This window comes from Halopseudomonas sp. T1L2, from assembly GCF_055397385.1.
In genome coordinates this window covers 3,794,679-3,815,090 of the sequence record NZ_AP040865.1, presented here as the reverse complement: position 1 = coordinate 3,815,090, position 20,412 = coordinate 3,794,679, and the positions used below count along the sequence as shown (strand labels likewise).

Annotated in this window: 19 protein-coding genes; 5 read left to right on the top strand and 14 right to left on the bottom strand. The window is 58.7% G+C overall.

Annotation, left to right across the window (positions count from 1 at the left end; translation table 11 throughout):
• Position 1: 1 nt before the first annotated feature.
• Together ribF and murJ are read right to left on the bottom strand one after the other, a co-directional pair.
• A complete protein-coding gene (ribF, locus tag ACZ5WQ_RS17950; RefSeq protein WP_228245806.1) occupies positions 2-928 on the bottom strand; it encodes a bifunctional riboflavin kinase/FAD synthetase in 927 nt (308 codons plus the stop codon).
• Between the two features lie 70 nt (positions 929-998).
• A complete protein-coding gene (murJ, locus tag ACZ5WQ_RS17945; protein WP_464382810.1) occupies positions 999-2,576 on the bottom strand; it encodes a murein biosynthesis integral membrane protein MurJ in 1,578 nt (525 codons plus the stop codon).
• A gap of 217 nt (positions 2,577-2,793) precedes the next feature.
• Between murJ and rpsT the strand changes: the two genes are divergently transcribed.
• Positions 2,794-3,066, top strand: a complete 273-nt coding sequence (rpsT, locus tag ACZ5WQ_RS17940; RefSeq protein WP_083725310.1) for a 30S ribosomal protein S20 — start codon at positions 2,794-2,796, stop codon at positions 3,064-3,066.
• 1,761 nt (positions 3,067-4,827) lie between these two features.
• Here rpsT and proB read toward each other — a convergent pair.
• From proB to rplU, 4 genes are all read right to left on the bottom strand, one after another.
• On the bottom strand, positions 4,828-5,946 hold the full coding sequence (gene proB / locus ACZ5WQ_RS17935; protein WP_088274922.1) for a glutamate 5-kinase: 1,119 nt from the start codon (positions 5,944-5,946) through the stop codon (positions 4,828-4,830).
• Between the two features lie 86 nt (positions 5,947-6,032).
• Entirely contained in the window at positions 6,033-7,238 is a 1,206-nt protein-coding gene (gene cgtA / locus ACZ5WQ_RS17930; RefSeq protein WP_228245804.1) for an Obg family GTPase CgtA, read from the bottom strand.
• 98 nt (positions 7,239-7,336) lie between these two features.
• On the bottom strand, positions 7,337-7,594 hold the full coding sequence (gene rpmA, locus ACZ5WQ_RS17925; protein WP_088274866.1) for a 50S ribosomal protein L27: 258 nt from the start codon (positions 7,592-7,594) through the stop codon (positions 7,337-7,339).
• Between the two features lie 24 nt (positions 7,595-7,618).
• Complete coding sequence (rplU, locus tag ACZ5WQ_RS17920; RefSeq protein ID WP_088274864.1) at positions 7,619-7,930, bottom strand: 50S ribosomal protein L21; 312 nt, start codon at positions 7,928-7,930, stop codon at positions 7,619-7,621.
• A 254-nt stretch (positions 7,931-8,184) separates the two neighbouring features.
• On the opposite strand from rplU, the gene ispB reads away from it, so the two are divergent.
• Complete coding sequence (gene ispB, locus ACZ5WQ_RS17915; protein ID WP_464382809.1) at positions 8,185-9,153, top strand: octaprenyl diphosphate synthase; 969 nt, start codon at positions 8,185-8,187, stop codon at positions 9,151-9,153.
• 255 nt (positions 9,154-9,408) lie between these two features.
• On the opposite strand, the gene ACZ5WQ_RS17910 is transcribed toward ispB, so the two are convergent.
• Entirely contained in the window at positions 9,409-10,026 is a 618-nt protein-coding gene (locus ACZ5WQ_RS17910) for an FKBP-type peptidyl-prolyl cis-trans isomerase (RefSeq protein WP_464382808.1), read from the bottom strand.
• A gap of 121 nt (positions 10,027-10,147) precedes the next feature.
• On the opposite strand from ACZ5WQ_RS17910, the gene ACZ5WQ_RS17905 reads away from it, so the two are divergent.
• Complete coding sequence (locus tag ACZ5WQ_RS17905) at positions 10,148-11,440, top strand: NCS2 family permease (protein ID WP_228245801.1); 1,293 nt, start codon at positions 10,148-10,150, stop codon at positions 11,438-11,440.
• Positions 11,440-12,525, top strand: coding sequence for a tRNA (uridine(54)-C5)-methyltransferase TrmA (gene trmA / locus ACZ5WQ_RS17900; protein ID WP_464382807.1), 1,086 nt, complete (start codon positions 11,440-11,442; stop codon positions 12,523-12,525). The genes ACZ5WQ_RS17905 and trmA overlap by 1 nt, the downstream gene beginning before the upstream one ends.
• Before the next feature lie 18 nt (positions 12,526-12,543).
• Here the strand turns inward: trmA and ACZ5WQ_RS17895 are convergent, their stop codons facing one another.
• The 6 genes from ACZ5WQ_RS17895 to ACZ5WQ_RS17870 are packed head-to-tail and all read right to left on the bottom strand — an operon-like array spanning position 12,544 to position 18,430.
• Entirely contained in the window at positions 12,544-12,921 is a 378-nt protein-coding gene (locus tag ACZ5WQ_RS17895) for a type IV pilin protein (RefSeq protein WP_464382806.1), read from the bottom strand.
• A 6-nt stretch (positions 12,922-12,927) separates the two neighbouring features.
• The gene (locus ACZ5WQ_RS17890) at positions 12,928-16,182 is read right to left on the bottom strand and encodes a PilC/PilY family type IV pilus protein (protein ID WP_464382805.1); all 3,255 of its coding nucleotides are present in this window, start codon (positions 16,180-16,182) and stop codon (positions 12,928-12,930) included.
• A gap of 13 nt (positions 16,183-16,195) precedes the next feature.
• On the bottom strand, positions 16,196-16,726 hold the full coding sequence (locus ACZ5WQ_RS17885) for a PilX N-terminal domain-containing pilus assembly protein (RefSeq protein WP_285676800.1): 531 nt from the start codon (positions 16,724-16,726) through the stop codon (positions 16,196-16,198).
• On the bottom strand, positions 16,726-17,451 hold the full coding sequence (locus ACZ5WQ_RS17880; protein WP_285676801.1) for a PilW family protein: 726 nt from the start codon (positions 17,449-17,451) through the stop codon (positions 16,726-16,728). Before ACZ5WQ_RS17880 ends, ACZ5WQ_RS17885 begins: the two co-directional genes overlap by 1 nt.
• Positions 17,448-17,927, bottom strand: coding sequence for a type IV pilus modification protein PilV (gene pilV / locus ACZ5WQ_RS17875; RefSeq protein ID WP_464382804.1), 480 nt, complete (start codon positions 17,925-17,927; stop codon positions 17,448-17,450). The genes ACZ5WQ_RS17880 and pilV overlap by 4 nt, the downstream gene beginning before the upstream one ends.
• Before the next feature lie 41 nt (positions 17,928-17,968).
• The gene (locus tag ACZ5WQ_RS17870; RefSeq protein WP_335600171.1) at positions 17,969-18,430 is read right to left on the bottom strand and encodes a GspH/FimT family pseudopilin; all 462 of its coding nucleotides are present in this window, start codon (positions 18,428-18,430) and stop codon (positions 17,969-17,971) included.
• Between the two features lie 105 nt (positions 18,431-18,535).
• On the opposite strand from ACZ5WQ_RS17870, the gene ACZ5WQ_RS17865 reads away from it, so the two are divergent.
• Positions 18,536-19,099, top strand: a complete 564-nt coding sequence (locus ACZ5WQ_RS17865) for a GspH/FimT family pseudopilin (protein ID WP_464382803.1) — start codon at positions 18,536-18,538, stop codon at positions 19,097-19,099.
• 1 nt (position 19,100) lies between these two features.
• On the opposite strand, the gene argJ is transcribed toward ACZ5WQ_RS17865, so the two are convergent.
• The gene (gene argJ / locus ACZ5WQ_RS17860; protein ID WP_464382802.1) at positions 19,101-20,318 is read right to left on the bottom strand and encodes a bifunctional glutamate N-acetyltransferase/amino-acid acetyltransferase ArgJ; all 1,218 of its coding nucleotides are present in this window, start codon (positions 20,316-20,318) and stop codon (positions 19,101-19,103) included.
• Between the last annotated feature and the right edge of the window lie 94 nt (positions 20,319-20,412).

The window sequence follows — 20,412 nt, the reverse complement described above, 5'->3', positions numbered from 1 at the left end:
TTTACAGACCCCACTGGGCCCTGGCGGCAGCAAAATCGGCCTTGATCGCCGCCTGCAATGCGTCCAGCGAGTCGAAACGCTTTTCGTCCCGCAACTTCTGGTGAAAAACGACGGTCAGCCGGCGACCATACAGATCGCCGGAAAAATCAAACAGGTGCACCTCCAGGTGCGCCTTGCCATCCCCACTGACCGAGGGGCGCTTGCCGATATTGGCCACGCCCTTGAGCACCACACCATCCAGCTCAACGCTGACGCGGTATACGCCGTGCAGCGGCGGATTGACCCGCTTGAGCTGAACATTGGCGGTCGGCGCACCTATGGTACGTCCCAGCTGTTGCCCGTAAACCACACGCCCGGTAATGCTGAACGGGCGCCCCAACAACAGCGAGGCGAGAATAAAATCGCCCTCGGCCAATACCTGGCGCAGACGGCTGCTGCTGATCCGCTCGCCGCTCTCGGCAACCGTATTGGCTGCCTCAACAGTAAACCCGTGCGCACTCCCGCTTTGTTGCAGGAAGGCAAAATCGCCGGAACGGTCACAGCCAAACCGGAAGTCGTCGCCAACTTCAAGGTGGCGAACCCCCAGACCATCAATCAGTACCTGTTGCACAAACTGCTCGGCACTGAGCTCGCGCAGCCTGCGATTGAACGCCAGGCACAGCACACGGTCCACCCCGTTGTGCTGCAGCAGGGTCAGTTTCTCGCGCAAGCGGGTCAGCCGCGGCGGTGCAGCATCAGGCGCGAAGAACTCGCGCGGCTGCGGCTCGAAAATCACGACACAGCCGGGCAGCCCGAGACGTTCGGAGTGAGCACGCAGGCGCGCCAGAATGGCCTGATGTCCAACATGTACACCATCGAAATTGCCGATAGTGGCGACGCAGCCCCGGTGCCGGGGCCGCAGGTTATGTAAACCGCGGACCAGTTCCATAATGCTCGTCAGTGGTGGGTCAATCGAAACGCCGCAGTATACAGGCTTGCGGGGTTGCGCGTCATGCCGTTCAACCCCGTGCCCCGCGCAGGTCACGCATTCGCAGGCCCAGCGCAAACAGTATGCCGAGGTAGACCACCATGCCGCCCACCACCAGCAACGTCATCTCCCAGGCCTTGCGCTGCCAGCCCCACGCCAGCCAATCAGCCGTTGCAGGCACCATCCACAATAGCAGCGCCGCCATCGCGGCGGTTGCCGCAAACAGTCTGAGGGCAAAGCGCGTCCAACCCGGCTGCGCGTGGTAGACACCATCACGGCGCAACCCCCACCAGAGCAGCCCGGCATTGAGCAGCGCCGACAGCGATGTGGCAAGCGCAAGGCCCACGTGCTGCAGCGGCCAGATCAGCAGCAGGTTGAGCCCCATATTGGAGACCATGCAGATAATGGCGATGCGCACCGGCGTTTTTGTGTCCTGACGGGCAAAGTAGCCAGGCGCCAGAACCTTGATCAGCATGAAGGTCATCACACCAACAGAATAGGCTCGCAGTGCAGCTGCCGACTGGCTGACGTCATCTCCGGTCATCGCACCATAATGAAACAGCGTGGCAATCAGCGGCTCGGCCAGCAACAACAGCGCCAGCGCGGCGGGCACACCCACCAGCAGGACCATGCGTACCGCCCAGTCCAGTGTGCGACCGAATGCCTTGAGGTCCTCACCGGCATGCTGGCGCGACAGCGCCGGCAGAATGACCGTACCGATGGCAATACCGAATGCACCCAGCGGCAGCTCCGACAGCCGATCGGCATAATACAGCCAGGAAATGCTGCCGGTCTGCAGAAACGATGCCAGCACGGTATCCAGCAACAGGTTGATCTGGCTGACCGACACGCCGAACAGCGCCGGCACCATCAGCGTCATGATGCGCTTTACGCCGGGATCACGGCGATTGGGCCGCGGCACCGGCAGCAACTTGATCTGCGCCAGAAACGGCAACTGAAACAGCAGCTGGGCAACACCCGCGATAAACACGCCCCAGGCCAGCGCCATGATCGGCTGCGCAAAATACGGTGTAAGGAACAGGGTCGCGCCGATCATGCAGACGTTCAACAATACCGGCGTAAACGCCGGAACCGCGAACCGACCATAACTGTTGAGGATCGACCCGCACAGCGCTGTCAGCGAAATCAGAAACAGATAGGGAAAGGTGATGCGCAGCATGTCGGTCGCCAGCGCCAGCTTGGCGTCATCACCATGAAAACCCGGCGCAAACAGGGTAATGATGACGGGCGCACCGGCGACCCCGAGCGCGGTGATCCAGGCCAGCGTCAGACCGAGGGTCCCGGTCACGCGGTCAACCAGTTGCCTGACCTCGGCAAGGGTGAACTTGGTGCGATACTCCGACAGCACCGGCACGAAGGCCTGGGCAAAGGCTCCCTCGGCAAACAGGCGACGCAGAAAGTTCGGGATTTTAAAGGCAATGAAAAATGCGTCTGCTTCGGACTGGGAGCCGAAATAGGCGGCGACCACGATGTCTCGCACCATGCCCAGCACCCGCGACAGCAGCGTCATGACGCTGACAACAAGGCCGGATCTGAGCAGGCTTGGTGCCTTGGGTGCAGCAGGTTCAGGAGCAGCAGGTTGAGACATGAAATATGGCACCAAAATAAAAGCGCCATCATAGCGGCGCGCACTTGCCCTTGTCAGGCCGCACGTGTGTAAAATGCTGCCCCATCGGCCACTGTGACCACCGGTCAACACAGCCGTTCAACCAAGCCCATACAGGCTTGACAATCGGCAAGACCGGCGGCATAGTACGCGGCCTTGTTTGTACCTAATTCATCCAGATTTTCTGAGGAGCAAGACGGTGGCCAACTCACCTCAAGCCAAGAAACGCGCCAAGCAGGCCGAGAAGCGCCGCAACCACAATGCAAGCCTGCGCTCCATGGTCCGTACCTACATCAAAAACGTCGTCAAGGCGATTGATGCCAAGGACCTCGACAAAGCCAAGGCAGCCTACACCGCTGCTGTTCCGGTCATCGACCGCATGGCTGACAAAGGCATCATCAACAAGAACAAGGCCGCTCGCCACAAGAGCCGCCTGAACGCGCACATCAAGGCCATGGCTGAAGCCGCCTGATACCGCCGTTCTTGCTGAATGAAAAAACCGGCCTTGGCCGGTTTTTTTGTGCCTGCAGAAAATACGCAATATTGCGGCCGCGACATGTCGCGCCCCTACGACCGCCCAACACCCCACCACCCCGTCATCCTCGCGCAGGCGAGGATCCATACGTACTCTGACGCATCACTGGATTCCTGCCTGCGCAGAATGACGGGCTATTGGTGCACTGCTGGTTGGTGCAGGCGCAGGTGCAAGTGCAGGTCCGTGCGCGAGTGCCGCCGCGACATGTCGCGCCCCTACGACTGCCCAACGCCCTACCACCCAGTCATCCTCGCGCAGGCGAGGATCCATACGCTCTCTGACGCATCACTGGATTCCTGCCTGCGCAGGAATGACGGGCTATTGGTGCACTGTTGGTTGGTGCAGGTGCAAGTGCAGGTCCGTGCGCGAGTACCGCCGCAACATGTCGCGCCCCTACGACTGCCCAACGCCCTACCACCCCGTCATCCTCGCGCAGGCGAGGATCCATACGCTCTCTGACGCATCACTGGATTCCTGCCTGCGCAGGAATGACGGGCTATTGGTGCACTGTTGGTTGGTGCAGGTGCAAGTGCAGATCCGTGCGCGAGTGCCGCCGCGACATGTCGTGGCCCTACGACTGCCTGACGCCCTACCACCCCGTCATCCTCGCGCAGGCGAGGATCCATACGAGCGCTGACGCATCACCGGATTCCTGCCTGCGCAGGAATGACGGGCTATTGGTGCACTGTTGGTTGGTGCGAGTGCAAGTGCAGGAGCAGGTCCGTGCGCGAGTGCCGCCGCGACATGTCGTGGCCCTACGACTGCCCAACGCCCTGCCACCCCGTCATCCTCGCGCAAGCGAGGATCCATACGTACTCTGACGCATCACTGGATTCCTGCCTGCGCAGGAATGACGGGCTATTGGTGCACTGTTGGCTGGTGCAGGTGCAGGTGCAGGTGCAAGTGCAGATCCGTGCGCGAGTGCCGCCGCGACATGTCGTGGCCCTACGACTGCCCAACGCCCCTACCACCCCGTCATCCTCGCGCAGGCGAGGATCCATACGTGCGCCGACGCATCACCGGATTCCTGCCTGCGCAGGAATGACGGGCTATTGGTGCACTGTGGGTTGGTTGGTGCGGGTGCGGCCACGACATGTCGTAGCCCTACGACTGCCCGACGCCCCTGCCACCCCGTCATCCTCGCGCAGGCGAGGATCCATACGTGCGCTGACGCGTCACCGGATTCCTGCCTGCGCAGGAATGACGGACTATAGGTGCACTGTTGGTTGGTGCAAGCGCAGGTGCAAGTGCAAGTGCAGGTCCGTGCGCGAGTGCCGCCGCGACATGTCGCGCCCCTACGACTGCCCAACGCCCTACCACCCCGTCATCCTCGCGCCGGCGAGGATCCATACGTACTCTGACGCATCACTGGATTCCTGCCTGTGCAGGAATGAAGGCTATTGGTGCACTGTTGGTTGGTGCAGGTGCAAGTACAGATCCGTGCGCGAGTGCCGCCGCGACATGTCGTGGCCCTACGACTGCCTGACGCCCTACCACCCAGTCATCCTCGCGCAGGCGAGGATCCATACGTGCGCTGACGCATCACCGGATTCCTGCCTGCGCAGGAATGACGGGTGGTGACAAAATGACGGGTGATGGCTACTAGCCGAGCAAATGAGTTACACATCCAGCCGCGCCATATCATGCACCAGCACGACTTGAGCCATGCAGAGCCACTGCATGCCGTGGCCGCACCGGTCACACCAGGACCAGATTGTCCTTGTGCACCATCTCCGGATCGTCGATGTAACCGAGGATGCCGGCGATCTCATCGGTCGACTTACCGGCGATACGCGCCGCATCCTGCGCCGCGTAATTGGCCAGCCCGCGCGCCACCTCGCGCCCGTCAGGCCCCACGCAGACCACCATCTCACCACGGCGGAAACCACCCTCAACTGCGGTCACACCGACCGGCAACAGACTGGTTCTGCCGGAACGCAACGCCCTGACCGCACCCGCATCCAGCAACAGGCGACCACGCGTCTGCAAATGCCCGGCCAGCCACTGCTTGCGCGCTGCAAGCATGCCTTTCTCCGACAGCAGCAACGTGCCGAGCGATTCTCCCGCATGCAGACGATCAATCACCCGCTCAATGCGTCCGCCAACAATTACAGTCGCAGCGCCGGAACGAGCCGCCAGGCGTGCAGCTCGCAGCTTGGTCGCCATACCGCCCCGACCAAGCGCACCCGAACTGCCACCCGCCATCGCATCCAGCGCCGGATCGTCAGCCATCGCCGACGACACCAGCTCGGCACTCGGGTTGCTGCGCGGATCAGCAGTGAACAGGCCGTCACGATCCGTCAGAATAACCAGCAGATCGGCCTCGACCAGGTTGGTTACCAGCGCACCCAAGGTGTCGTTATCGCCAAAGCGGATCTCGTCAGTGATCACCGTGTCGTTTTCGTTGATAACCGGAATAACGCCCAGGTCCAGCAACGCACGCAAGGTGCTGCGCGCATTCAGGTAACGCTTGCGATCAGATAAATCGTCATGGGTCAGCAGAATCTGGGCCGTGGACAGCCCGTGACGCTGAAAGCTCGACTCCCAGGCCTGCACCAACCCCATCTGCCCGATGGCAGCAGCCGCCTGCAGGTCATGAGTCGTCTTCGGTCGCTCGGACCAACCAAGACGACTCATACCGGCCGCAACCGCACCGGAAGACACCAATACCACTTGCGCACCGGAGGCACGCAATGCCGCCAATTGCTCAACCCATACCGCCATCGCCGCCTGATCGAGACCACGTCCATCGCCGGTCAGCAGCGCACTGCCAATCTTGACCACCCAGCGACGGGCCCCGGTTACCTTTTCACGCATGCTGATCCCATCAACAAAATGCCAAAGACAAACCGCGGCAGCAGCGGCGGCCGCCACGGAACTCTTCACCTGACAACTCGAAGCAATCAGTGGACGTAGAAGATCTCCGGACCGTCCTCGTCATCCTCGTCGTCGTCATCATCCAGATCATCCGCCGAAATACCCTGCTTGCGCAGCGCGCGACGATCATCCAGATCCTGGATGTGGGCACGCGCCTCATCCTCGATACGCTGATCCAGCTCAGCCATCTCGGCAGCGTATTCCTCATCCTCGACCAGACGATGCTCACGCTCATCGAGCCAGTTCATTACATCCTTGGCCAACTCCGCAGTACCCAGACGCTCGGAGGCGGAAATAACGTAAACCGGACCTTCCCACTCCAGACGCTCGACCACATCATCCAGGATCGCCTGCTGCTCGTCTTCCAGCAGTTGATCGCACTTGTTCAGCACCAGCCAGCGCTCACGCAGGGTCAGCGATGGACTGAACTTGCCCAGCTCGTGAATAATGGTTTCGACCGCTTCCACCGGATCGGACTGATCCAGCGGCGCCATATCGACCAGATGCAGCAACAGGCGCGTACGCGACAAGTGCTTGAGGAAACGCGTCCCCAAACCCGCACCATCGGCAGCACCGGCAATAACACCCGGAATGTCCGCGATCACGAAGCTGCGCAGCTGCCCAACATCGACCACACCCAGATTCGGCACCATGGTGGTAAACGGATAATCAGCCACCTTCGGCTTGGCCGCAGAAACCGAGCGAATAAAGGTACTCTTGCCCGCGTTCGGCAGACCCAGCAAACCCACGTCCGCCAGCACCTTGAGCTCCAGCTTCAGATCACGCAGCTCGCCCAGCGAACCCTGCGTAGTCTGACGCGGCGCTCGATTCACGCTGGACTTGAACCGGGTATTACCCAGACCATGGAAACCACCCTGCGCTACCAGCAGACGCTGTCCAGCCTCGGTCAGGTCACCAATGATTTCCTGGGTCCCCGCATCAATCACGGTAGTACCAACCGGCACAGGGAGAACCATGTCCTCACCCTTGGCGCCAGTACAGTCACTGCCGCGACCATTCTCGCCACGCTGCGCATTGAAGCGGCGCGTATAGCGGTAGTCGACCAGCGTATTCAGATTGGGATCAGCCTCAAGGTAGATAGAGCCGCCGTCACCGCCGTCTCCACCATCCGGACCACCCTTGGGAATGAACTTCTCGCGACGGAAGCTCATGCAGCCATTACCACCATCACCGGCCTTGACCGTAATGGCTACCTCATCAACAAATTTCATTTATCTCCCCTTCCCAGGCGGGACGGGCTATTGGAAAAGATACGCTACAAACAAAAAAGCCCCGTCGCAAGACAGGGCTTTTCAGAAGCTGGGGCTTATCAGGCGGTTACGACACTGACGTAACGACGACCGAACTTGCCTTTGACTTCAAACTTGACCACACCTTCGACCTTGGCGAACAGAGTGTGATCCTTGCCCATGCCGACGTTCTTGCCGGGATGGAACTCGGTGCCACGCTGGCGAACAATGATGTTGCCCGGAACGATGGCCTGGCCACCGTACATTTTCACACCAAGTCGTTTGGATTCTGAATCGCGGCCGTTACGCGTGGAACCGCCTGCTTTTTTGTGTGCCATGAGTCTTTACTCTCCTGAATCAGCTTAGGCAGAGATGCCGGTGATCTTGATTTCGGTGTACCACTGACGGTGGCCCTGACGCTTCATGTGGTGCTTGCGACGACGGAACTTGATGATGCGAACTTTATCGCCACGACCGTGCGCGCTGACTTCTGCAGTCACCTTGGCACCTTCAACAACCGGAGCACCGATCTTGACGTCGTCGCCGTTTGCAACCAGCAGAACCTTGTCAAACTCGATGGTGGCGCCGGTTTCAGCGTCCAGTTTCTCTACTTTCAGGAACTCGCCTTCAGCGACCTTGTATTGCTTGCCGCCGGTAACAATGACTGCGTACATGTTGCTTTCTCCGTAATCCTGCTCACCCAGCGCTTTAGAGGAATGGTTATTGGCTGGCATGGCTGCAAGTGACTTCGCCTATCGAAATCGACCTTGCCATTGTCAAAACAGGGATGCTTTATCTCAGGGCGCGGATTTTACTCAACCGCCCGACAATAAGCAAGCACCGCAATGCGCGCAAAACCCGCGTTCCTTGACAGCTTGGGGCCCGCAACCTAGCATGCCGCGGAACCTTTTCTGGAATTCTGCAATCAATGAGCACGTTGCCTTTCTACGAGCCGGTCGCCGGAGACTTTGCTGCGGTCAACCAGCTGATCCTGGACCAACTGCACTCCCGGGTACCCCTCGTGGAAAAGATCGGCCATTACATCATCAGCGCCGGCGGCAAACGTCTGCGCCCCCTGGTGGTGTTGCTCAGCGCCAGAGCCTGCGATGCGCACGGTCCGGACCAGCACAAGCTGGCTGCCATCATTGAATTCCTGCATACCGCCACCCTGCTGCATGACGACGTGGTGGACACCTCCGACATGCGCCGCGGACGCTCCACCGCCAATGCCCTGTGGGGCAACGCGCCGAGCGTACTGGTCGGTGACTTCCTCTATTCGCGAGCCTTCGAGATGATGGTTGCCCTCGGCGAGCTGGACGTCATGCGCATCCTTGCCAACGCGACCAACGTGATTGCCGAAGGCGAGGTACTGCAGCTTTCCAAGGTGCGCGACGCCAATACCGACGAAGCCACCTACATGGAAGTCATCCGCAGCAAGACCGCCATGCTGTTTGAAGCCGCGTGCCATAGCGCCGCCATTCTCAGCAAGGCCAGCAGCGAACAGACCGAAGCCTTGCGCCAGTATGGCGACGCCCTCGGCATCGCATTCCAGCTGATGGACGACCTGCTGGATTACAGCGGTGACGCTGCCGAGATGGGCAAAAACGTTGGCGACGATCTGGCTGAAGGCAAGCCCACGCTGCCGCTGATCTATACGATGCGCAACGGCACCACAGAGCAGGCCGCGCTGGTGCGCAGCGCCATTCAAAAGGGTGGTACGGACGATATCGCACCGATCCGCGCAGCAGTCACCGACTGTGGCGCTCTGGATTACACCGCACGCCTCGCGCAGGAGCACGCCGATCGCGCCGTCGCGCTGCTCGACGCCCTGCCGGCATCAACCTACCGCGACGCCCTGGAGCAACTGGCGCGTTTCGCGGTCAAGCGCAGCTTCTAAGCGATTGCAGGCCCCCTCCGTGCCGAGGGCGCCACACCTGAAACCCAGCGGGGTGGCCCGGCCACTGCGTGCCGTGGTCATACGATGCATCTGTAGGGACGCGACATGTCGCGTCCGCAAACCGACCGCGTATAGACCAACAGATGTACCGACACCCACGGCTACCACCCTACGGTCACGGCATGCCGTGACGCAGGGACCGGGGTTAGGCTCACGCCCGGCAACGGGTTGGACGCGGAACCGCGTCCAGACCAATCAGAGAACCTTGATCAGCTCGATATCGAAAATCAGCGCGCTGTGCGGCGGAATGCTGTTACCCGCACCACGAGCGCCGTAAGCCAGCTCGGACGGGATATACAGACGCCACTTGGCACCTTCCTGCATCAGTTGCAGGGCTTCGGTCCAACCAGCGATCACACCGCCAACCGGGAATTCGGCCGGCTGGCCGCGCTTGTAGGAGCTGTCGAAGACCTCACCGGAAATCAGCGTGCCTTCGTAGTGAGTACGAACAGTTGAACTGGCGTCCGGCGTTGCACCCGTACCGGCGGTAACAACCTCGTACTGCAGGCCGGATTCAAGGGTAACGACACCCTCACGCTTGGCATTCTCGGCCAGGAAATCAACGCCCGCCTGTGCAGCTTGCGCCGCAGCGGCTTCAGCAGCGGCCTGCATCTTGCCCTGCAGCACCTGGAACGCTGCCTGCAGCTCTGCCTCAGGCACCTGGCTGGGCTGTTGCTGGAAAGCGTCCTTCAGGCCGGCCGCAACCAGCTCCAACGCCAGATCGGGAATATTGCTGGCCAGCAGTTGCTCGCCCATCTGACGGCCGATGCCGTAGCTGACGCGTTTCTCGTCGGTATCAATCATGTTGCTCATGGGGAGCCTCCGCAAAAAAATGGCCGACAAGCCTGACACATTGTCGGCAAAAATTCACCCGGTGCTGCGAATCAGCTACAATGCGTCGCTTTCTGCCCTCCTGACCGGAAAGCCGCCTCTCATGCTGGAAAAACTGTTCAAACTGCGCGAAAACGGTAGCAACGTACGCACCGAAGTACTTGCCGGCGTCACTACCTTCCTGACCATGGCTTACATCATCTTCGTCAACCCGATGATGATGGCCGACGCCGGCATTGACCCCGGTGCTGCCTTTGTGGCGACCTGCCTGGCTGCAGCCATCGGCTCGCTGGTCATGGGGCTCTGGGCCAACTACCCGATTGCACTGGCCCCCGGCATGGGCCTGAATGCCTTTTTCAGCTATACCGTTGTCGGCTCGATGGGCTACAGCTGGCAGGTAGCGCTGGGCGCTGTCTTTCTCTCCGGTTTTCTGTTCTTCCTGCTCAGCCTGTTCCGCATCCGCGAGTGGATCATCAACAGCATTCCGCTGCCACTGCGCTCGGCGATTGCCGCCGGTATCGGCCTGTTTTTGGCACTGATCGCGCTGAAAAGTGCGGGCCTGGTGGTTGATCACCCGGCAACCCTGGTAGCTCTGGGCGACCTGAGCAAACCCGAACCGCTGCTCGCTGCTGCAGGCTTTGCGGTGATTGTGGCGCTTGCCTATCGCAAGGTCACTGGGGCCGTGATGATCGGCATTCTGCTGATCACGGCCATCAGCTTCATCATTGGCCTGAGCCACATTAACGGCATCGTCTCCGCGCCACCCAGCCTGAAACCCACCTTCCTTGAACTGGACATCAAGGGCGCCCTGGAAGTCGGCCTGCTGAGCGTGATCTTCGCCTTCCTGTTCGTTGACCTGTTTGACACCTCCGGCACCCTGATCGGTGTAGCGCAGAAGGCAAACCTGGTCGAGCCGGATGGCAAGATGCCGCGCCTCGGCCGCGCACTGATGGCCGACAGCACCGCCACCATGGCCGGCGCCGCGCTTGGCACATCCACCACCACCAGCTACATCGAATCTACTGCCGGTATCAGCGCAGGCGGCCGCACCGGCCTGACCGCATGCGTGGTCGCCCTGCTGTTTCTGCTCAGCATGTTCTTCTCGCCACTGGCCACCGCGGTACCGGGCTACGCGACTGCACCAGCGCTGCTGTTCGTCGCCGTGCTGATGACCCACGGCCTGGTGCAGATCAACTGGGATGACCTGACCGAGGCGGCCCCCGTAGTGGTAACCGCACTGGCCATGCCGCTGACCTTCTCGATCGCCAACGGTATCGCCCTGGGCTTTATCAGCTGGACGCTGATCAAGGTCCTGGCCGGACGCTGGCGTGACCTGAACCCCAGCCTGTATATCCTGGCGGGGTTGTTCGTGATCAAACTGGCGCTGTTTAACTGATGAGCACCGCATTCCAGCCCGAGCAGTACGACGCGCAACTCAACGAGAAGCGTGAGCGCCTCAAGGCATTGCTCACGCCCTTCAGCGCCCCTGAGCCTGACGTGTTTGAGTCGGCACGGGAGCACTTCCGCCTGCGCGCCGAGTTTCGTCTCTGGTACGAAGCCGGGGTGCCGTATTACGCCATGTTCGAGCAGGGCGACAAGCGCAGCCCGATCCTGATCGAGCAACTGCCTATCGCCAGCCGCCGCATCAACGCGTTAATGATGCCGCTGCTCGAAGCCTGCAAGGCTGATCCCGTGCTCGGCCGCAAGCTGTTTCAGATCGAGTTTCTGACCACCCTGTCTGACCAGGCACTGATTACCCTGTGTTACCACCGCCCGCTGGATGACAGCTGGGACGCACCAGCCAGGGCACTGGCCGAACAACTGGGAGTGCAGCTGATCGGCCGCAGCCGCGGCCAGAAGCGCGTACTGCAGACGGATCATGTGACGGAAACATTGGAGGTGGCCGGTCGCCAGTGGCATTACCAGCAAATCGAAGGGGGCTTCACCCAGCCCAACGGCGAAGTGAACCAGCACATGCTGAGCTGGGCCCTGGATGCCGCAGGTGAAAACGACGACGATCTGCTCGAACTGTACTGCGGCAACGGCAACTTCACATTGCCGCTATCCACCCGCTTCCGCCGAGTACTGGCGACCGAACTGGCAAAAAGTTCGGTTCGTGCGGCTCAGGAAAACCTGCAGATCAATGCTGTTGAAAACGTCACCCTGGTCCGCCTGGCCAGCGAAGAGGTCACCCAGGCCCTGACCGGCGTGCGCCCATTCCGCCGCCTGCAGGGCATCGACCTGAGCGGTTTCGAGTTCGGCACCGTATTCGTCGACCCGCCGCGCGCCGGCCTCGACCCGGCCACGCTCGAACTGGTGAAAGGCTACCGCCGCATCCTGTACATTTCCTGCAACCCTGAAACGCTTGCCGAAAACCTGCAGGAACTTACAAAAACGCACCGCGTAGTGCGGTGCGCCCTGTTCGATCAATTCCCTTATACCCATCACATGGAATCAGGGGTATTGCTGGAGCGCCGCTAGGCGCTCCAGCAATACCACCTATTCCCAGGACGCCGTGCCGTCGCTGTCCCACGTGAGCGTATCGGTGCCAGCCATCCGCCCCCTCGGAGTCGCCACAATTCGGTAGGTCTGGTTACCCGCCGGAATAGTGAGCTGCACCCCGTAATTGACGTTTGCGTTGAGCTCCGGGGCCAGCGCAGCAACCGTTGCCCCCCCATAGGAGAAGTTCTTGCTGCGGTAGCGCTCCAGCGCACTGGCCAGTTCCACAATCTGCCCCTGCGCCTCACGCTGCAACCCGCGCTCGATGTATGCCGTGTAGGAAGGGTAGGCAATAGCCGCCAGCAGTCCGATGATCACGACCACAATCATCACTTCTATCAGGGTGAAACCCCTGCTTTTGCGAGATATCACTTGCACGCTCACTTACTCCCCACCCTCTGTGTCCTGCACTGAATGCTCCTCGCGGATAGTATTTGCCTCGTCCGGCGGCAACTGCATCCAGCGACGCTTGCGCAGACGCGGATCACCCAGCGCGCCTTCGCCTACGACTTCAGTACCCACGATGGTAATCACCCTTCCCTGATCGTCAACCAGGAGGGTTGGCGTTGGTGCAGGCGTTGACTGGTCAAGCTTTTGGCTTCGACTGGTAGGGGCCGGTAGATCGTCGGACAACGCCGCCGGCCGCGCAGTCATCAAGTTAATGGTGTGAAGATAGGAAGCACCAAAACGTACAGCACAAACGTTATCTGATTCATCGTTTGCCGTAGGTGCATATGTTGTGAACAAAATCCGGCCATTAAAGATTACCGGAGAAGCTAAAGCCTTCTCACCACTTTCACTGAAAGTGTAAAACCAACCTCGATCCGAAGAAAGCGGCAATCCACCGGCGGTTACATTAGTAAGGTTCGCTGTAGTGGCCAGCGATTGAGATACACCGCTATTTAGTGCTGTTCTGTCCCGAATCACAAACACACCATCGGTAGCCGTTTCATCCAGCGGGTGCGCTCGATACCCAGATCCAATGACGACATATAGCTCATTACCCGTATTCGCTTTTACCAGACCAACGGCAGGAGCTTCATAAAAGCGGCGGCGTGTATTACCAGAGCTGCCGCCCAGACTTGCAATGCGATCAACCACATGATTTCCGTCATTTTTGATAGAAATACGGAACACCTGACCACCCAAGTCTCCAAAGTACATATGATCGGCGATTCCATCAAAATCGATGTCAACCACAGCGATACTGCTGGGTACTGCCCATTTCATGGCATCAACAGTTTCTATCGCGTCGTCACGCCCACCCGCGGACCATACCACCTCCCCGCTCTCAGCATTAAGGAAGTAGACCATATTACCCATCTGGTCCCCATCAGAACGTGCAGCGCCATTGTCATGGTCCTCCGGACTGTAACCACCGCCTATCACTAGGATCGGCACTGCGCTGCCGCTGCCGTCAGGAACGCTGGTTAGCGTCGGAGTGGACCAGGTCTGGCCGAGACCAGCCAGATTCTCTGAACCATTACTGACCTGCCACAGCATTTCGGGATCAGTCGGGTCAGTCACATCCAGGGCGTAATAATTTCGCCCGCCGCGACGCATACCACCGTATAAATACACGGCGTCTGGAGCATCTAACGAGTTACGACCACCTTGACGCCAGGCAACCCAGCTACCGTCAAGCCCATAGGTTTGACGAGTATTGTCCTCCCTCAGACTTGGCCGATTAACGGTATACCTTGGGGCCTGACTGATAATTTCGTAAGGCATGAACGCAAAAGACTCTTCACCTGTTTCCGTATCAATAGCGTGCAGCATTCCGCCGTTTGTGGACACAAAGACGTGATTATTATCAGCACTCTCTCCGTAGTTGACCATGACAGGAACACTATGAAGAGGGTCGCCCCACATAGTGCCAAGTTCCTTTAATAGAGCGCTACGCTGTGCAGATGTAGCGTTAGCACCAAGTCCGAAAAAAGTATTATCTGGAGCACTCGACCAAACCAACCTCTCAAGATCTCCGTCAGCGTCTGTATAAAACAATTTACGCGTACCGACATGCTCTCTAGCACCACCTTTGGTAACATCAGGCCCATCAACAACGCTACTCCAAACGCTTCTGGAACCCTGACTAAAATAGCCGGTATCCGCATCAATCGCGGCGCCATTGGCCCCATGAATTTCGCCATCTACCAAAGAATAACGTTTTAGATTCCCCTCCCAATAACTACTCTCAAACGGTTGGAAAACCGAATAATAAAGTTGATCCAAATGCTGAAAGCGATTCATTGTATTGACCGCAACACCTGGTGCAGAGATAGACTTTGCTTGCTCATCAATCAAATCCAAATTACTCAAAAACGCCTGAACCAACTCATCTGCGGAATCGGCGCTCGAAGTCTGCCCGGCTCCAGCCTCCGAAACAGAGCGCATAGAAGACTCATTAGCCCCCATATATAAGCCAATGTTATGCGTATAAACGGGACGTGACATCGGGTTGGTAGGATCATTCAGATAACGAGCAATACGACGCTGACAGGAATATGAACTCTCTCCATCACAATTTACAAACCCCAAACTCCCTGGCTTGTCATTGCTACTGGGCGCACCATCGGTGAACAGAATGATGTGATTCGACTCACACTGGTTCGCGGAGTTAATTGGTGTCGCATAACGACCATTTTCAACAATAGTCAAAGGCTGAGTGCATTGCATTTCCGGATCACACACCCGCTGAGTCTCCCCAGTAGGATCGCGCCGTAAATATTGTTTGCTCTGAAAAATCTTTTGCCTATATTCCCGCTTGCCTTTAGGCCCTTGCCTCTCACACCAGTCTTCTTTCCTGTCACAATCATGCTCAGTAGACCAGTCAGTCCAAGTACTATTGGACCACCCCGACTTAATACGACAGCTGGACCAGTCGCGAAGATCACACGTCTCCCAATCCGGCAAATCCTGCCAATCTCCACGCTCACAGAGATACTCATTAGAGCTCATATTACATTCAGAAACCGGGTATGCATCACCGTAAATGACCTCATCACGGCAGTTCGTTTGTACCTCTTCCTCTAACGCGCAGACAGAGTCTTGCCCAACATCTTCTCCATAATTTGGCGTCATTCCCATCATATAGCGCGCAGCTTCAGAGTAGGCTCTCGCAGTCGGTGTATCGCCAACAGGCTGTGCACTGGCGGGCAAGCCAGACCCTGTCCCCTCACCCGCATCATTTAGGGTAGTGAGTTGTGACCGAATCAAAGCCTTCGTGTTAGTGTTTAGCTCAGTAACAGGCACCAAAATGCGGCCACCAAGTTGGCCGGTACCGCCACCTGAAGTTGAATAGTTAAATCGACCAATACCAATTCTCACCGATGGCGAAACTGAGTCTAGAAGCTCATCCAACGCATTTTGCAGAAGGTTGATACGACGCTCATCCGCATCTGGACACCAAGGTGCGTTGTAGCCATAACCCGAGGCATTAGGATCATCTTTACAAAATCGCATGGAGCCAGACGTATCCAGCATAATCATCACATTCGCCACGACCCGGTTTTCTGAGTTATCTGCAGTGGCTTGTGCAAAATAAATCTCTGTATCATCCGCGTTGGCGAACACCGGGATTACCAGACCCAGGCAGCAAGCCAGCAGTCGGGTGCGCAATACTGTTTTCAGATTGATCATGTGCACGCTCTCCCTAATTGATCTCAGCGCCGGGTTTGATACCGCGCTTGAGCGTTTCCTGCAGGTGATGGTTTTCGATGCGATAAGTCGCCATCTCACTTTCACCCAGCATATTTATCCGATAGTCCACAAATATCCCTGCACCACCAGTAGAGCTGACCTGCGAGCCGGCAATAGGGCTAAAGCCGTCGAGGTAGCTGAACGAACCGGACTTCAGCAGCCCACGAACGTCCATGGCGTCGGTAGTGCCGCAGGCGCCTTCGGCTATCCCGGATGACTTCATGCAGTATTCTGCCGGCTTGCCATCTACAGCGGCATATAGTTGCTCATTATCCAGTGCCGTCAGTGCGTCGTATGTACTGACAATCGCGTTCTCTGCAGCCTCGAACGTCATCACATCTGACTGCACCCCGGTGGCCACCTTGGCCGAGAAGACGCTGGCGCGCATTGCTGACAGCCCAAGCACAGACACCATAAGCAGCACCAGCAAGGCTACAACCAACGCTATGCCGCGCTGTTTTCCACCCTTCAGCGTCGTCGCCATCACACACCGTCCCAGTCGTAGTTGCGTATCATCACGGTTGACCCGAAGACCTTTCTCAGTCGCGCATCGGCCGCGATGCTGATTACCTCATCTGCCAGGTAGAAAGTTGATGCGGTAGCATCAACCTGAGAGTTGCCATCACCGGCAATTAGGATGGCAAAGCGGATGGCCACAATCGGGTTACTTCCCTGACTACCGGCATTGACATATTGCGTCACATTGGGCTCGCCGTTTGCGTCAGTATCAATGCCGTACTGCACCTGAAAGCTCTCGACACCTTCCATTAGCTCCGCTACTGCTGTTCCGGGAGTCAGGCTTCCGGTACAAGACAGCACGCCCTCATCACTGACAAAGTAGTGGTTGGTGATGTCCTGCTCGGTACCGTTTCCTGTACCCTGGCAGTCACGCAGACCGAAGTAGCGTATGACCAGCTCGTCATTACCGCCACTGGCACCATTGGTTGAGTGAACCGGCAATGCGGTATCCATAATGACTGGAGCAATGGTGCCGTCCGTGGATGTGCCACGACCTGCCTGGCGCAGGTCCGACATCATGTAGCGCAGCAGCAACTGGCCATTTTCTTCCAGCGAGGAAACCATTCGCTGGTGTGCAAAGGTCTGGTTGTTGACCAGCAACAGCTGCATGGCCACGCCGCTGGCGATCAGCCCGAGCACCAGTGCAACCATCAATTCGATAAGCCCGAAGCCCGTCTGGGTGCGCTTCATAGTGATATCTCCATGACCAGACACTTGCTGTCATCTGCGGTATTAATACCGGTATTACTGATGCACTGAGACGGTTCCTGATCTTCCCAGCTGACTACTACGCAACCCAACGAATTAAATGCACAGTCCAGCGCCATCACTCGCCCGCCAGGTAAACTAAAGGACGCCGCCCAGACCAACTGCTTTATATCCCAGCTGGCCATTTCACTGGATGCACAGATTTCGTCCATGCAACCTTTCCAGTCATCAGGCCCCCCGCTCTCGCCAACCGCACTCTCGGGCCAATTGGTAGAGTTCGCGTAATACTCCGCTTCAGCCGGATTGGCCTTGATGCGTTCAATCGCGTCCTGGGCAATCATCGCTGCGTGGGCGCGATGATTGGCGTCACCGCTGTTGCGCAGCGCGGTAAGCTGCAAACCCGCATACCCAAGGGCCCCAAACGCAACAATCAGCAAGGCAACCAGCACCTCGAGCATTCCGACTCCGCGCTGACGGCGCGCATTAACGGCTGCGCAATTCATGGGCAATCTCCCTTCTCCGTTTGGGTCACTTTGCCCAGAAAGGACAGTTCAAGAGTGAATCCCTTTACCGGGCTGGCATCTGCCGAACACACAGAGAACTCGGCACTGCCGCCTGCAATACCGCCCTGGGCAGAGAACGTCAGGCCGGCTGAATCATCCTCACGATCAACGGTTACACCCTCCTCTGGCGTATAGGTCTTGTCCTGCTCGCTGGATGAAGCGGGGTAATCGATAGTCCAGCCATTTCCCCAGCCTCCTGCGGCAGGACTGACAGTCACGTCGGCGCGCATGCTGAGGGCCTGCATTCTTGCCGCCCCCAGCGCTGATGCCAAGTCGGCGGTGGTTGCCCTGAGTGAGCTGTTCGCCATCATGGTGCGCATGCTCGGTACTGCTAACCCGAGGATCACGCCAGCCACCACCAGGGCGATCAATAGTTCAATCAAGGTGAAACCCTTCACACATTTCATCCAAAGAACCCTCCTAGTACGACCTGCACTATAAAAAGGGCGAAGGTCAACGTCGCGACCCGGACGATGACCGGTCATATCATCAGGATGACAGGTATGGAAACCAATACAAAAGTAACCCGCGACGCCAGACGGAGGCGCAATAGCGGCCTGAGTCTGATCGAGCTGCTGGTCGCAATCACACTCCTCGGCCTGTTTATAAGCCTGGGCACGCCATCACTTGGCCGGCTGATTGAGCAACGTCGGCTCGATGGCGCGGCCGACCGGCTGACCACCAGTATTCGTCTGGCACGTGAGGCGGCGATCTCGGGTAATGTGGCGGTGGTGATGGCGCCGACGGACGGCGACTGGAACGCCGGCTGGCGGGTATACGTAGATGAGAACCGCAACGGTCTGCCTGATACCGAAGAACAGCTTCTGCAGGAGGATCATGCCGCCGGTCTGGCGGAGATCAGTGCTACCGGAGAGCTGGCCCGTTACCTGCGCTACAACCCGCTGGGAGAATCGGAACGGCTGGATGGCGGTTTTCTTGCCGGCACGCTGCACCTGTGCCCGGCAGATCTGACCCGACCCGGTCGACGACTGGTCATCAACCGGGTAGGCAGATTACGCAGCGAGTCGGCGTACCTGACAGCCGACACCTGCGCGGGAGACGATTAGCTCAGGTGCGGTACTCGGCGTTGATCCGCACGTATTCGTGGGACAGATCCGTGGTCCAAAGCGTCTCGCTGACGTCTCCACGACCGAGCTCGATACGTATGGTGATTTCTTCCTGCGCCATGACGCGGGCACCTTGCTCTTCAACGTACTCTGGCGCGCGGCCACCCTGACGGGTAATGCAGACATCATCCAGGTAGACGTCTATTTTCTCGACATCCAGTTCCGGTACGCCGGCATAGCCTACAGCCGCCAGAATACGCCCCCAGTTCGGGTCAGAGGCAAACAGCGCAGTCTTGATCAAGGGCGAGTGGGCGACAGCGTAGGCGACATCCAGGCACTCGTTGCGATTGCCGCCGCCGTTGACCTGAACAGTGACAAACTTGGTTGCGCCTTCACCATCACGAACGATGGCCTGGGCCAGCACCAGCAGCACGTCCTTGATCGCTGCAGCCAGCTCGGCGTAGCCCGCCGCCTCAGTGCTGTCGATCGGCGCAATGGCGGCCTTGCCGGTCGCAATCAGCATGCAGGAGTCGTTGGTGCTGGTGTCGCCGTCGATGGTGATACGGTTGAACGACAGATCTGCGGCTTCACGCAGCAGCGCCTGCAGTACCGGCTGGGCAACCGGCGCATCGGTGGCAACGTACCCCAGCATGGTAGCCATGTTTGGACGAATCATCCCGGCGCCTTTGGAGATACCGGTGATGGTCACGGTCTGACCGGCGATCTGAATCTGCCGGCTGCAGCCTTTTGGCTGGGTATCGGTTGTCATGATGCCTTCGGCAGCGACCGCCCAGTTATCTTCGGACAGGTTTTCGAGGGCTGCAGGCAGCACCGGAATAATTTTGTCGGCGGGCAGCAGCTCGCCAATCACGCCGGTGCTGAACGGCAAAACCTGCTCTGGCGAAACGCCAGTCAGACCGGCCAGTGCCTCACAGGTGCGCTCGGCTGCCGCCATGCCGGGCTTGCCGGTTCCGGCATTGGCGTTGCCGGTATTGACCAGCAGATAAAGCGGAGCATTGCCCATGCGCTGACGGCAGAGGGTGACCGGTGCGGCGCAAAACGCGTTGAGCGTGAACACGCCGGCAATCGCAGAGCCTTCTGCCGCCTCCATGACGACCACGTCCTTACGACCGACTCGCTTGATGCCCGCAGAAGCAATACCAAGACGAAAACCGGGAACCGGGTGCAGCACAGGCAACGGGCCAAGACCGACAGGCATGATCAACAACTCCAGAAAAGAGATAAATAGAAGCCGCAAGCTGCAAGCCGCAAGCTGCAAGCTGCAAGCTGCAAGCTGCAAGCTGCAAGGCGGA